This is a genomic window from Furfurilactobacillus sp. W61-4 (genome assembly GCF_057545565.1).
The window spans coordinates 103,615-118,000 of record NZ_BAAJNZ010000007.1 but is presented as its reverse complement, the minus strand read 5'-3'; the positions used below and the strand labels follow the sequence as shown (position 1 = coordinate 118,000).

Below are 14,386 nucleotides of genomic sequence, written 5' to 3'. Positions count from 1 at the left end.
ATGACTTAGTTGAGGCAATTAATGTTCCTCTGAATTGTTGAGGGTTGCCGCTGTTGACGTGCTTTGGTGTGTCACAACTGTAAATAGCCAGCTACTGCTTAGACCGACTAGCATAAATGGGAAAAAGTCTAAGCCAACCTTGAATAAGGGGATCGTGAGCGTGGCCCAAGCATTGATCGCTTTGAATAGCGACATATTAATTAATAAAGGCGGTAGGGTATGGATCGCATCTAAGAGTGCCGGAATAAAGGTCAGGCCGAGGGTCGTTTTATAAATCAGTGAATTTTTGCCAATTAACGGCCGTAATAATCCGAGAAAAATAAGCGCCATTGCTAACGGATAAATGAAGCTTAATAAAGGAGCTGAATATAAGATGATTTGATCCAAGCCAAGGTTAGCAATGGCAAAGGCGCCTAGACAGCTGATCGTCAAAAAGAAGTGATAGCCCAACTTGGGGAAGCGTTCGCCCCAGTCTTCGGCTAACGCTGCCATCATGCCAATACATGAGGTAATACAGGCTAGGAAAGTAACCGCGCCAAGAATTGCCGTGCCGGCTAATCCAGTATAATGCGCCATGATTTGAGAAAAAGCTGTACCACCCTGATCGCTTAGATGTAAGTAATGCAGACTGGCTGCACCAAGGGCAATTAAGAGAACGTAAATCAAGGCTTCTAGGCCCATGCTAAGCATGCCGACTTTTGCGACCGCGAGTGAACGGGCCTTAGATGTTGTTAAACCAAATTGTTTCAGCGCCGCGATGATGGTAACGCCAAAACCGAGGCCGGCCAGAGCGTCCATGGTGTTGTACCCCTGCAGAAAGCCGTTGATAAGGTTGCGACCTGCCCCACTAGTGGCTGGCATGATCGTGATCTGACGTAAATCGCCGTGGATGATAAAGGCGGTGAAGAAGATGAAAGCTAGTAATGCCAACAGAATGGGGTTGAGCAATTTACCGATGTAATCGGTGATTTTAGTCTTGTTATAAGCTAAGGCAAAGGCGAGGCCAAAGAAAAGGGCGGAGAACAGGAGCAGGCCCAGTTGATCATTTTTGCGTGTTAAAAAAGGTTGAATACCAATCGCAAATGTCGTGGTAGCCGTGCGGGGAGCAGCGACCAAGATGCCAAGTGTCGCATGAATCATGATTAAAAAGAAGATGGCAAATTTTCGACCAACTGGTAACGCTAAATCGTAAGCGCTGTTAGATCGGGTTTGACTGATGGCTAGAATGGATAGCAATGGTAACAAGATTGCGGTGAGAAGGAAGCCGAGAGTGGCTGGTCCCCAGTTAGGACCACTGAGCTGGCCTAAGTGAATTGGGAAAATTAAGTTACCTGCGCCAAAGAATAAGCCAAATAATAATGAGCCTAAGATTAAGTATTGTCGTTTCGTTAACGTTGTTTTCATGGTGAGTCCTCCACAATTTTGATGAGCGGTTGCGGTTGCTAGCGGAACAGAGCGTTGAAATAAGTCAATAAAAAAACGCCCCTAGCTTTTGCTAAGGACGTCTAAACGTGGTACCACCTTGTTTTCCATCAACCTCACAGTTGGTGGCTCAAAAAGTACGGCGAACCAGCTGCGCAGTCTGGTTGCGATACTTCATTGCTGTAATGGGCGCAATCCCAGTGACCACTCCAAAATGTCGCAGTCACGACTTGTAGCCTACTTTCAACCTTAACCTTGTGGCTTCGTTTCACTGAATGAAGCTCCCTGAACACGCTGTCAAGGTTTACTCTGCTACGCATTGTCTTTATCTGTTGATTTGATGATGTGAAGCTTACACGGTTTAAAATGAGATGTCAATAAGAAAGTGAGAATTTAGCTCATTTATTCAAACAAAAAAGCCGTGCCAGCGCACGACTTTTTCAAAACTATAGGATTATTGTTCTTCATACCAAGTGTAGTGGAAGTTGCCAGGACGGTCAGTCCGTTCATAAGTGTGCGCACCAAAGTAGTCACGTTGTGCTTGTAACAAGTTGGCTGGCAGCACTTCAGCACGGAAGCTGTCGTAGTAAGTGATCGCAGCAGAGAAGCTTGGCACAGGAACGCCAGCTTGCACGGCCATCGCAACCACGTCACGAACAGATTCTTGATACTTTGTCGCGATGTCTTTGAAGTAGTCGTCGAATAATAAGTTCGTCAACTTAGGATCTTTGTCATAAGCATCCGTGATGTTTTGTAAGAAACGAGCCCGGATGATACAACCAGCACGCCAGATTTGTGCTAATTCGCCGAACTTCAAGTCCCAGTTGTAGGCTTCTGACGCGACGCGTAGTTGTTCGAATCCTTGGGCGTAACTCATTAACTTACTGAAGTAGAGGGCTTGACGAATCTTTTCGACAAATTCTTTCTTGTCGCCAATGTTAGCCTTGCCTTGGTTAGCGGCTGCTGGTAAGGACTTAGAAGCCTTGACCCGTTCGTCTTTCATCATCGAAATGTAACGTGCGTAAACAGATTCAGTGATCACAGATTGTGGGACTTGGATGTTCAAAGCATCTTCTGAACTCCACTTACCAGTGCCTTTGTTGTTCCCACGGTCAAGAATCATGTCAACGATTGGCTTACTCTTGTCATCACCGAGGTCATCTTTACGCGTCAGAATGTCAGCGGTAATTTCGATCAAGTAACTGTCGAGTTCACCCTCGTTCCATTCTTTGAAGATGTCGGCCATTTCGTCAACGGAGATACCGGCAACGTTGCGCATGATGTTGTAACTTTCGTCGATCAGTTCTTCATCGCCATATTCGATTCCGTTGTGGACCATCTTAACGTAGTGACCAGCACCGTTAGGCCCGATGTAAGTGACACAAGGTTTGCCATCTTGTGGTGCCTTAGCTGAGATTTGTTCCAAGATAGGTGCAACCAAATCATAAGCTTCCTTTTGACCACCAGGCATTAAAGAAGGTCCTTGTAAGGCGCCTAATTCACCACCAGAAACGCCCATGCCGATAAAGTTAATCCCAGACTTGTCCAGTTCAGCATTACGAGCCATGGTGTCATGGAAGTTGGTGTTCCCACCATCGATCAACACGTCACCCTTATCGAGTAATGGTAATAATTCTTGAATAACGGCGTCTGTTGCGGCACCAGCTTTGACCATCATCAAGATCCGGCGTGGTGTTTCCAAGGAGTTCACGAAGTCTTCAATCGTGTAGCTTGGAATCAATTTCTTTTCGCTGTGATCTTTCATCATGTCATCGGTTTTGGCCCGTGACCGGTTATAAACGCCCACAGTGTAACCGCGACTTTCAATATTTAGGGCGAGGTTCTTACCCATAACTGCTAAACCAACAACACCAATTTGTGCTTTTTGATCTGCCATGATTAACCTTCCTCGTTATGTTTTTTGTGAAAATCATTATCATCTTAGATTCAACGCCAAGTTAAACAACGATGTTCCACAAGTGTGTGAAATTAAACACTAATACAGCTATCATGTTAGTTGATTCGCTGATTATTTTCAACCGGAATAACTTTTCAAAATCAGTTCATTATGAAACAAATTTACGAATGGATTTGCTAAGACTCAATTACATTGGAGTAAGCATCCGGCAAAATAATTGCTCGAGTCAAGAAACTCGGGTACACTTGGTTTTTATTGTGAGCGGAATAGAAAGAGGGATCATCATGGATGACGTTGTGATTGTCAGTGCAGTGCGGACCCCAATTGGAAAAATTGGCGGGCAGCTGGCTAGTTTCAGCGCGGTTGAATTGGGGACGTTAGTGGCTAAAGCAGCCATTGAGCGAGCAGGAATTGCTCCAGAGGTCATTGACCAAACAATCTTTGGGAATGTCTTACAAGCAGGTTCTGGTCAGAACGTCAGTCGGCAGATTGGCATTCGGGCAGGCGTACCTGAGCATAGCCCAGCGATGACGATCAATGAAGTTTGCGGATCAGGTCTTAAGGCGATTCGGTTAGGACAAGCAGCCATTGCGATGGGCGATGCGGAGGCTGTTTTAGTCGGTGGCACTGAAAGTATGAGTCAGGCCCCATATTTGGCGACTAACATGCGGTTTGGGACTAAATTTGGTGACACGACGTTAATTGATAGCATGGAACATGACGGTTTGACAGATGCTTTTTCTGGCGTACCAATGGGCATGACCGCAGAAAATGTTGCCGAAGTATACCATGTTTCTCGTCAACAACAAGATGAATTTGCTTTAGCGTCCCACCGTAAAGCGTCGGCAGCTAGTGATGACCACCGATTTGCGGCCGAAATGTTACCGATAACCGTCAAGTCTCGCCGCGGGGAAGTGACTTTAACGCGTGACGAAACGATTCGTGAAGACACGAGTTTGGCACAATTGGCGAAGTTGAAAACGATCTTTAAGGCGGAGGGCACGGTCACAGCCGGGAATTCTGCCCCGTTGAATGATGGCGCCTCCGCGTTGATTCTCATGCGGCGCAGTAAAGCCGTGTCATTGGGATTATCCCCATTAGCAACCATTACCGGCTATCAAGAAGTCGGTGTTGATCCACAGTTGATGGGATACTCGCCAGTAACGGCGATTACAAAGTTATTTGCCAAAACAGGACAACAAATCACGGATATTGATTTATTCGAGATTAATGAAGCTTTCGCAGCACCGAGTGTGGCCGTCGCGCGTGACCTGCAGATTCCGATTGATAAGTTAAATCCCAATGGCGGTTCGATTGCCATTGGTCATCCAATTGGTGCGACTGGTGCACGGTTGATCACGAGTCTGATTTACGCATTAAAACAAACGCAACAGCAGACCGGCCTTGCGAGCATGTGTATTGGCGGCGGCCTAGGGATGGCGATGACGATCAAAGTTGAATCATAAATATCAATATAAGTGAGAGCTCGGCAATGTAGCCGGGCTCTTTTTGTCTGGCTACACAAGCCTGCTGTCTCAGCTAGTGCTCGACCCCAACCCGGCTTGTTTCGCCTTGAGGCCTTTCGGACTAAAACTACTCCTTGGACCAGGCTCACTGGCGTTACGTTTTTGAAACAAAAACGTATTGTTGCATAAGCTTAAGCTTGGGTAATGATTTAATCATCTAATTGCACTAACAGTTCCTTGCCGGGTAGACTTTGATCAGAGTGAATTAACATTGATGGGGTAGCGACAAGAACTAATTAGGGCACACAACGGTTTAGGGTAGGAGGCAAATGTGAGACAGAGACATTTACAGGCGTCATGCAGTCAGTCATTACAAGGACGGGATGACCAATTGGGGGCTTACGAAATTGATGTCACGGAGTTGGGTAGTGGTTTTTATCAATTTGATGTGCACAGCCAAGAATTTACGGGTTCAGTTGTTGAGGCTCGACGACACGACGGTTTATTCATGACCGTCATTGATGGCAAGCAACGAACGATCAAATTAGTTGATTAAGCGTCGAAAGGCCAAAGTGCGCCGTTTGGAACATGTGGGTTGTGAATCGATATGACAAAAGTGACAGGTTAGCAGTGCGACAGATTCTCCATTTTGTTGCTCGCCAAGACAAGTGTTGGATGGTAGAGTGGATGCCAGATAGAGCGAGGAAGATTGGAGGATCTACCAATGGTCGTGTCACAACAAAACATGCGCATGCAACGACACTTAGCCTTGACCTTGATTAGCTTACTGCAAAAAAAGCCGTTGGAAAAAATTACGGCAGCTGATTTAGCGGAAGCTGGTCAGGTCAATCGGAGTACCTTTTATCGTTATTTTCATAATAAATTTGATTTGCTTAGCGACGCACTCAGTGAGTCATTATGGCAATCATTTGAGACTACGGAAAATATAACGGCCAATGACTTGATTGACGGACTGGTGGAGTGGGTCAATAACAATCGTCGGGTGATTAAAAATATCTTGATGAATAATACCAGCTTTAATTTTTACCAAGAGATTATTCATGAATTAACCGCGATGCTAAACAAACAGGACGATTGCGATTTTGTCCTCGATTTCGTGGCGCTCCCCCTTGAGTCAGCGCCTAATCCGGCCTTTGCTAAAGAAGCATTTGCCTCTTCGATTGTTGGGATGTTGATGACTTGGTTAAATCATCCCGAAATTGATGAAACAGATTTTAAGGCCTTTTTAAAAGCCGGATTGGCGGTGAAGGGTCCCATAATATCGAATTGGTAAGAGACGGATTGGGAAATCCGTCTTTTTTTGCGGCAATCGAGCTATTTTGATGCTGTCTATTTCAAGGCCAACTTTCTATACTGGTTCAGGATTCATTGCAACATTAGGAGGGAAAGCTAGATGACAAGTTTGTTTAATCGTATTGGGCACTTCATTCATGATCATGCGGGCCTAATGATGATTGTGACAGTTGTGTTGACACTATTGGTGGGGTTAGGGTTGCCGCGGGTCACCATGAACACGGATAACAGCATTTTTGTGACCAAATCCGCTAAACTAAGTCGTGATTCAGCGAAATATGAGCGGCATTTTGGTGGTAGTACCTATTTAATTGATGTTTCAAATCAAGGTAAACGCGTCACGACACCGGCCACATTAAAAAAGGTGGCCCGTTTCACGTCCGCCATTGATCAAGAACATGGCATACATGCGACCACCAGTGTTGTCGATGTCTTGAATGCATCACTAAAAGCGCAGCCGGCAAATCAGGGTCAACAGCAGGCTAATCCACAGTTGCAAAAAGCGATGATGGCACAATTGTCAGCTAAGCAACAAGCTAAGTTGCAACGTCAATTAGGTCAGGCACTGTCAGCGACTCAACAACAGCAAATTGCTGCCTATACGCAAACGCTATTAACGCCGGATCAGCAACAGACCTTAGCTACCAATCCAAGCGCTGATCCGACAAGCATGACGGCAGTGTTGACCACCGCCCAGCAGCAACAGGTACAGGCTTATACGCTCCAACAACTTTCACCTTTACAGCGAAGTCAATTTGCCAAGCAGATGTTAACCATGTTGCCACCAGTGCAATCGATGTCTCAGGCGCTGATCAATCAACTTGTGTATCGTGACCAGGGTAAAGTACCACAACAAATGCGTCAGTTATTACCTAAAAATGGCAAACATCTGCTGATTACGGTGACATTAAACGGGGATGTTAATCAAAATTCCTTTGCACGATATACTCATAAAATTAATCATCAATTAACGAAGGCTGGTCTTAAAGAGGGTTCGTTGAATAGCGAAATTGACGGAATACCAGCGATTTCTGCTTCGATTATGTCCTTAATGTCACAGAGTATGGCGATTATGTTAGTTGTCGGTGTGCTGTTGATGATTGGGATCTTACTGCTCGTCTTCCAGGTTCGGCGGCGCTTACTGCCATTACTATTTGTTTTATTCGGTTTGATTTGGACATTTGGGCTAATGGGCTGGTTCGGCATCGAGTTAACCATGGCGACGATGGCAACTTTACCAATTATTATTGGGTTAGGCACGGATTTTGGCGTTCAATTCCTGAATCGCTATGAAGAAGAGTTTGCTCATGATCACGATGGGATGCAGGCGACTACCGCAACCATTACGCATACTGGGCCGGCCGTTGGGACAGCCGTTATGGTGATGGCGCTGAGTTTTCTGACGATGCTGATCTCACGGGCGCCAATGATGCGCAATTTCGGGATCACGTTGGCAATGGGAGTCGTTATTTGTTACGTTGTTGAGTTAGTCCTGATGTTCGCAACGCTAACGGTGTTAGACCGACGACAGCTCACCCGCGGACGCGTCGCTAAAGTGGCTGCAACAAATGATTCTTGGTTGTCACGTGGATTAGTCCGTTATGGTGCGTGGGTGACCAAACACAGTTTAATTGTGATCACGCTGGGCGTCATTCTCGGTGGGGTTGGTTTCTTTTTTGAAAGTCGTATTAACGTTGAGACCGATATGATGAAGATGGTTCCACAAGACATTCCGGCCTTGAAACGAACCAATCGATTAAGCGATATGGTTGGTTCAACGACTAACTTGACTTACTTAGTCTCATCCCCAGATATTCGTGACAAAGCGGTCTTAGCAAAAGCGAATGCCTTTGGTCAGCAAGAGCTTCATAAATATGGTCACGGAAAGTTACAAGCAGTGACCTCATTAGGCACGACCATGCATCAAAATGGCAGTGACCAATTGAAGCAAACGCAAGTCAATGCCGTGATTAAAGACATGCCCCAAGTCATGAAATCTACCTTAATTAGTAACAATCATCAATTCGCCACGATTTCATTTAAAGTCAATCCACACTTAGGTTCCGACGAAATGCTGCGGTTGATGAATCACATCTCCAAGGATGCTAAACGGATGAATAAGCCAAGTGACATGACAATTGTTGCGGCGGGTAGTCAGGCGATGATGCTGCAAGGGATTGATAACATGACGGCCAATCATGAACTGATTATCATCGTTGGTTTGGCGATTATTGCGTTAGTGTTATTGCTGGTTTATCGTAATTTGCGCCACGCGCTATATCCGTTAGTGCCGATCATCATTGTCTTAGGGCTGTCACCCATGACCTTGGCGATTTTGGGCATCAGCTACAATCCAGTCACGATTGCCTTGAGTTCATTAGTCCTAGGTATCGGCACGGAGTTTACGATTTTGATTTTAGAACGGTACATTGAAGAGTTACGAACCGGACAATCGACGATCCAAGCAATCGAAACGGCGATGGGTTCTGTCGGCAGAGCGATTACCGTTTCTGGTTTGACCGTGATTGGCGGCTTTTCGACACTGCTGTTTGTTCATTTCCCCGTGCTAAATTCATTTGGCTTGATTACTGTTTTAGATACGACCTATTCACTGATCAGCGCTCTCACGATTTTGCCAGCGATTATGTATGCGTTTAGAAACCGCTCATTAGATTTAAAGCAATGAGTTGCGAGTAGATGAAGGCAGATCGTTAATAAGTTGAGTCACAATGAAGTCTAAATAATGAAAAAATCTCTCCTAATCGTTTAGGAGGGATTTTTTGTTGGTGTGGCATAATTAATGCTAAGTGTTTTTAAAGCGAGTGATTACCGATTCAAACGGTAAACCCATGAACGGTGATCTCGTTGTAACAGTTCATCTGAGGCGGCAGGTCCCATTGAACCAGAGACATAGTTCGGGAAGTCAGGTGTTTCTGAATCCCACAACTTCTGAATCACGTCGACGAATTTCCAGGCGTAAGAAACTTCATCCCATGAAGCGAAGTTCGTTTGGTCGCCTTTCAAGGTGTCGTGCAACAAACGTTCATATGGTTCTGGCGTTTCTTCTTTTTGCGCAACATCTTGCTGGAAGTCCAAATGAATGGGTTCCGTTTCAAAGCCTTGACCGGCTGTTTTAGCGTTTAATTGTAAAGAGAAGCCTGAATTTGGTTCGATATAAATCGTCAGGACATTTGGTGCCAATGAGTTATCTCGATTCTGTGGAAAGGCGAAGATGTCGATCAATGGCTTCTTGAAAACAACATCGATTCGGGTAAACTTATCGGCTAGTCGCTTCCCAGTCCGAACGTAGAACGGTACACCTGACCAGCGATAGTTGTCGAATAATAATTTACCGGCAACAAATGTGTCATTAGCGGAATCCTTAGGCACATTTGGTTCGTCACGATAAGCAGGTTCTGTATCGTTAGCGCCATACTGACCGCGGATGAAATTCTTGGCTGCTTCAGCGGGACTGTAAACGCGTAGTGAACGAAGCGCCTTAATCTTTTCAACACGAACGTCAGAATCAGTAAATGACACGGGTTGTTCCATCGCCAGTTGAGAGACGATTTGCATGATGTGGTTTTGGACCATATCACGTAAAGCACCTGCCGTATCATAATAACCGGCGCGATCTTCAACCCCCAGCTTTTCACTTAAGGTAACCTGCACGTTGTCGATATAACGGTTGTTCCACAAGGATTCAACTAGCGTATTGCCAAAGCGTAAGGCTTGAATGTTTTGAACCATTTCCTTGCCGAGGTAGTGGTCGATACGGTAGATTTGCTTCTCTTCAAATGCGCCAGATAACTGCTTATTCAATGTTTCGGCAGTGGTAAAGTCGGTCCCAAACGGTTTTTCAATGACTAAACGGTTTGAGCCGTCTTCTGACAATAGACCCTCGGACTTCAAGTTCAAAGCAACTTCGCCAAAGAAGCGCGGTGCCATGGAGAGATAGAAAATTCGGTTGCCTTTTAAGCTATATTGTTCGTCCAGCTTTTCAACAAGATCCTTCATAACAGCATAGTGCGCTTTATCAGTGACATCGTGGGCGAGATAGTAGAAGTGCGTGACAAAGACACTTGCGGCATGCATATCTGCATCTGGTTGATCTTCGCGAATCGATTGGGTAACTACTTCGCGAAATTGGTCATCACTCCAGCTATCACGGGCAGTTCCGATGACAGCAAAGTGTTCACCAAGATTTCCGCGAACATAAAGTTTAAATAATGATGGGTAAAGTTTACGTTTGGCCAGGTCACCGGTACCGCCAAAGAACGTAAATAATGAGCTGTATTCTGTTGCCACGTTTTTCACTCCTTAAATGCCTTAAGATGTAGGTTAAACACAGTGCTACAAAGGCGAATTTCTTTATAGCGTTGCCGAGGTTCATTATATAACAATATGAAGCGTGTTGCACCGCCTTGCGCAACCGTTTACATTGGTTTAACAAGTACCGTTTTCAGTGAAAACGTATTAAATCAAGCTTTGTCATTGGTCTGGTCCATTAAAAAGAAAATTAAATTTTTTTCATGAATTTAGATTTTTGATTGAAAAAAAGTTTCTGTAACCTAGTTAGTTGTTGCTGTCTGGCGGCAACTTAAATAATGTCGTCGCTTTAACGGCCAGTTGCCAACCTTGGTACAAACGTTGTCGCTGGGATTGCCCCATCGTGGGTGAAAAGGTTTTGCCGGCTTGATAAATCTTGGCTAGGTCATCGATATTATCCCAAAAGCCTACCGCCAGCCCCGCTAAATAAGCGGCACCTAATGCCGTTGTCTCTTCGTCGGCCGAACGATCAATCTCCATATTTAAAATATCTGCTTGGAATTGCATTAAGTAAGTATTACGTGAGGAGGCACCATCTGCTTTAAGTCGCGGAATTGCCAGTTGCGTATCTTTGCGCATGGTTTCAATGACGTCACGGGTTTGATAAGCAATCGACTGGAGCGTCGCTTTGACAAAGTCGTTTTGGGTGGTGCCCCGCGTGATACCGTACACGGCACCACGAGCATCAGGGTCCCAATAGGGTGCACCCAACCCAGAAAAGGCCGGCACGACATATACTTCATCGTCATCTGTGGAGGCTAACGCGGCTCGTTTAGCGGCCGGTTCGTCAGGAATCATTTTCATTTCATCGTGAAGCCACCCAATCGCCGAACCAGCGACGAAGATGGAGCCTTCTAAGGCATACTTAATTGTGCCATTGGCGCCGTATGCAATCGTCGTCAGTAAGCCATTGTTTGAAATTAAGGGTTCCGTTCCGGTGTTCATCACGATAAAAGCACCGGCACCATACGTGTTCTTGATGACCCCCTTTTCAAAGCCCATTTGGCCAAAGAGAGCAGCCTGTTGGTCTCCGGCCAGGGCGGCAATAGGAACCTCGGCACCGAAAAATTGATAATTCTGGGTGTGCCCATAGATTTCAGCCGACGATTTAACGGTTGGCAACATCGCACGGGGGATGTTCATCAGTTTGAGAATCTCATCATCCCAATCTAACGTATGGATGTTAAAAAGCATGGTCCGGCTTGCGTTGGAATAATCAGTTACATGCAAGGCCGCCCCCGACAATTTCCAAGCGAGCCATGAATCAACCGTGCCAAAACACAGTTCACCACGTTCGGCTCGCGTTTGAGCACCCTCAACATGGTCTAGCAACCAGCGAATCTTGGCCGCCGAAAAATATGAATTGATAAATAGACCAGTTTTTTCATGAATCATGTCACCATACCCATCGGCGATAAGCTTTGGTGTGGTGCTGTCAATTTGTTTAGATTGCCAACCGATCGCCGGGGCAATTGGTTCACCGGTTTGGCGATCCCAGATAATGGTTGTTTCCCGCTGCGTAACGATACCCACGCCATCAATTTGATCAGGATGAATGCCAGCATTGATCAGCACGGTGGAAATAACTGATTGGACTGAGTTCCATAATAAATTGGGATCATGCTCGATCCAGCCTGGATGGCGGTTAATCTGTGGTAGTGGTTGTGAAGCGGCGGTAACACGCCGACCATGTTGGTTAATGACGACTGCCCGTGAGGCGGTTGTCCCTTGGTCAACGGCTAAAATGTAGTGTTCAGTGACAAAAGCCATGTAGATAACCCCTTTAATTAGTGAATGAAAACGGTTACTAATGTCGCTAGTATACCGAATTAGTTGGTGGACAACAAGCAGAGTGTGAGCAAGACCGGGTGATCCCGAGCACCAACGGACAGGCGCAAGTGGTTGGTTTTGGCCCAATTGTGCTTGTTTTGGTTGGGCACGGGGATCAGGTCTTGTGAGCACGTTTAAGAAAGAGTTTAAGCAAGATCGACATCTACTCTTTAGGTTTGGATTGGCCCGTTAAAGTGTTATGCACTGCCGGCCAACCTGAACTCCACGGACATTCGGCTGGAACGCCGTGGGCCTGCTCTGAACCCGGAAGTGCACCGGTTTCACAGTCAGGCCTTATCGTAAGCGAAGCCCGCTAACGATAATGACACAGGCTGAGCCGATGCCCGTTACGTCCTGGTGGGCCTAATTAGCCTGCTAGTCACTACTAGCAAACGACTCTTAAAATCCTTGCATCTTCATACCATGTTATGGTGCGCGACTCTGGATTGAACAATCTATCGCAGACCGGATTCGGGACCGTGTTCACGTCCCTTCCTAAAATTGCGCCCGCAATGGCTGATTAATTAATCGGGCACTTCGGCTTCAACTGTACCAAGCATGCTATCAGGTTATAAATAAAAATTTCACAATCTTTTGTGATGCCATCGGGTGACCGCCGATCGTCTAGTGAAAGTGTTGAGATGGTCTGCCAACAGCATTGACAGCGGTTTCTAAATCGATAAACTATGGTTGTACACAACTTGATTTTACACAACTGTTTTTGTGAAGGAGTAGACTTATGAAAGTAATCATCGTTGGTGCCACGCATGCGGGAACTTTTGCCGCGCAGCAAATTTTAACAGATCACCCGGATACACAGGTGACGGTTTATGAAAAAAATGACACAGTGTCGTTTCTTTCTTGTGGGATTGCCTTGTGGGTTGGTGATCACGTCTCTGATCCTGATAAGATGTTTTATTCAAGCCCTGAAGCTTTAACCGGGCTAGGCGCCAACATGAAGATGAAGCATGAGGTTACGGCGATTGATCCGGAAACAAAGGCTGTTACGGTGACCGACTTAACTACGAATGAAGTGACTACCGATTCCTATGACAAATTAGTGGTTACGACCGGTTCGGCGCCGATTATTCCACCCATTGAGGGGATCGATAATCGCAACGTTTACCTGTGTAAGAACTGGGATGACGCAAAGAAGTTACAAGCGTCAGCGAAGCAGATTAAAAGTGCAATCGTGATCGGTTCAGGTTATATTGGGGCCGAATTGGCAGAGCAATATAGCCTGACAGATAAAGAGGTCACCTTGATCGATGCGCTACCACGTGTATTGGCCAAGAATTTTGACCGCGACATTACTGACCAAGTTGAACAGGAATATCGTGATCATGATGTTAAATTAGCGCTTGGCGAAAAGGTCGTCAGCTTTAGCGGTGAGGACCAGATTACCGTCACGACTGACAAGGGTTCGTATACAGCTGATATTGCCGTATTGTGTACTGGTTTTCGGCCGCGGACGGAATTGATGAAGGGCAAAGTGGACATGTTGCCAAACGGCGCGATTATCACGGACGATTACATGCGCTCCAGTAACCCAGACATTTTTGCAGCAGGTGATTCTGCAGCTGTTCATTACAATCCAACTGGTAAAAATGATTACATTCCATTGGCCACTAATGCAGTGCGTCAGGGGATTCTTGTGGGCCACAATTTAATTGAACCGACCGAAAAATATCTTGGGACCCAAGCAACCTCTGCCGTTGAATTATATGGACAGACGATCGCTGCATCAGGTTTAACCGCTGAGGGAGCGAAGGTTCGTAACGTTGACTACGAAACCGTCACGATTAAGCAAGATTACCGACCAGACTTCATGTTATCGACGACTAGTATTTTATGTACGTTAACGTGGGATCCAAAGACGCATCAAGTCTTAGGTGGCGCGTTCTACAGTGCGCATGATGTTTCTGTTTCCGCTAACGTGATTTCTTTGGCAATTCAGACCAAGATGACGATCGAGACGTTGTCGATGGTCGACATGTTCTTCCAACCTAACTTTGATCAACCATTGAACTGGATCAATGCGTTGGCAATGGCGGCGGTTGCTAAGGAAGCTGAAAAAGTGACGAACTAACTCAGGTTATCGGTTATA

Annotated in this window: 9 protein-coding genes; 5 read left to right on the top strand and 4 right to left on the bottom strand. The window is 45.8% G+C overall.

Annotated elements, in window-relative coordinates; translation table 11 throughout:
* Positions 1-18: 18 nt before the first annotated feature.
* Positions 19-1,404, bottom strand: coding sequence for a branched-chain amino acid transport system II carrier protein (brnQ, locus tag AC27FN_RS09390; RefSeq protein ID WP_487167720.1), 1,386 nt, complete (start codon positions 1,402-1,404; stop codon positions 19-21).
* Positions 1,405-1,876: 472 nt separating this feature from the next.
* Positions 1,877-3,319, bottom strand: a complete 1,443-nt coding sequence (gene gndA, locus AC27FN_RS09385; protein ID WP_487167719.1) for an NADP-dependent phosphogluconate dehydrogenase — start codon at positions 3,317-3,319, stop codon at positions 1,877-1,879.
* Between the two features lie 305 nt (positions 3,320-3,624).
* On the opposite strand from gndA, the gene AC27FN_RS09380 reads away from it, so the two are divergent.
* The 4 genes from AC27FN_RS09380 (at position 3,625) to AC27FN_RS09365 (ending at position 8,806) form a co-directional block, all read left to right on the top strand.
* On the top strand, positions 3,625-4,806 hold the full coding sequence (locus AC27FN_RS09380) for a thiolase family protein (protein WP_487167718.1): 1,182 nt from the start codon (positions 3,625-3,627) through the stop codon (positions 4,804-4,806).
* Positions 4,807-5,137: 331 nt separating this feature from the next.
* Complete coding sequence (locus AC27FN_RS09375; RefSeq protein WP_487167717.1) at positions 5,138-5,362, top strand: hypothetical protein; 225 nt, start codon at positions 5,138-5,140, stop codon at positions 5,360-5,362.
* 168 nt (positions 5,363-5,530) lie between these two features.
* A complete protein-coding gene (locus AC27FN_RS09370; RefSeq protein ID WP_487167716.1) occupies positions 5,531-6,100 on the top strand; it encodes a TetR/AcrR family transcriptional regulator in 570 nt (189 codons plus the stop codon).
* Positions 6,101-6,220: 120 nt separating this feature from the next.
* The gene (locus AC27FN_RS09365; protein WP_487167715.1) at positions 6,221-8,806 is read left to right on the top strand and encodes an efflux RND transporter permease subunit; all 2,586 of its coding nucleotides are present in this window, start codon (positions 6,221-6,223) and stop codon (positions 8,804-8,806) included.
* 140 nt (positions 8,807-8,946) lie between these two features.
* On the opposite strand, the gene zwf is transcribed toward AC27FN_RS09365, so the two are convergent.
* Positions 8,947-10,428, bottom strand: coding sequence for a glucose-6-phosphate dehydrogenase (gene zwf / locus AC27FN_RS09360; protein ID WP_487167714.1), 1,482 nt, complete (start codon positions 10,426-10,428; stop codon positions 8,947-8,949).
* 267 nt (positions 10,429-10,695) lie between these two features.
* Complete coding sequence (glpK, locus tag AC27FN_RS09355) at positions 10,696-12,219, bottom strand: glycerol kinase GlpK (RefSeq protein WP_487167713.1); 1,524 nt, start codon at positions 12,217-12,219, stop codon at positions 10,696-10,698.
* 799 nt (positions 12,220-13,018) lie between these two features.
* Between glpK and AC27FN_RS09350 the strand changes: the two genes are divergently transcribed.
* On the top strand, positions 13,019-14,368 hold the full coding sequence (locus AC27FN_RS09350; protein ID WP_487167712.1) for an FAD-dependent oxidoreductase: 1,350 nt from the start codon (positions 13,019-13,021) through the stop codon (positions 14,366-14,368).
* Positions 14,369-14,386: the final 18 nt, after the last annotated feature.

Bases quoted from the DNA above. Each gene is read 5' to 3' on its own strand.
- brnQ (WP_487167720.1), bottom strand. From the start codon at position 1,404: ATGAAAACAACGTTAACGAAACGACAATACTTAATCTTAGGCTCATTA.
- gndA (WP_487167719.1), bottom strand. From the start codon at position 3,319: ATGGCAGATCAAAAAGCACAAATTGGTGTTGTTGGTTTAGCAGTTATG.
- AC27FN_RS09380 (WP_487167718.1), top strand. From the start codon at position 3,625: ATGGATGACGTTGTGATTGTCAGTGCAGTGCGGACCCCAATTGGAAAA.
- AC27FN_RS09370 (WP_487167716.1), top strand. From the start codon at position 5,531: ATGGTCGTGTCACAACAAAACATGCGCATGCAACGACACTTAGCCTTG.
- AC27FN_RS09365 (WP_487167715.1), top strand. From the start codon at position 6,221: ATGACAAGTTTGTTTAATCGTATTGGGCACTTCATTCATGATCATGCG.
- glpK (WP_487167713.1), bottom strand. From the start codon at position 12,219: ATGGCTTTTGTCACTGAACACTACATTTTAGCCGTTGACCAAGGGACA.
- AC27FN_RS09350 (WP_487167712.1), top strand. From the start codon at position 13,019: ATGAAAGTAATCATCGTTGGTGCCACGCATGCGGGAACTTTTGCCGCG.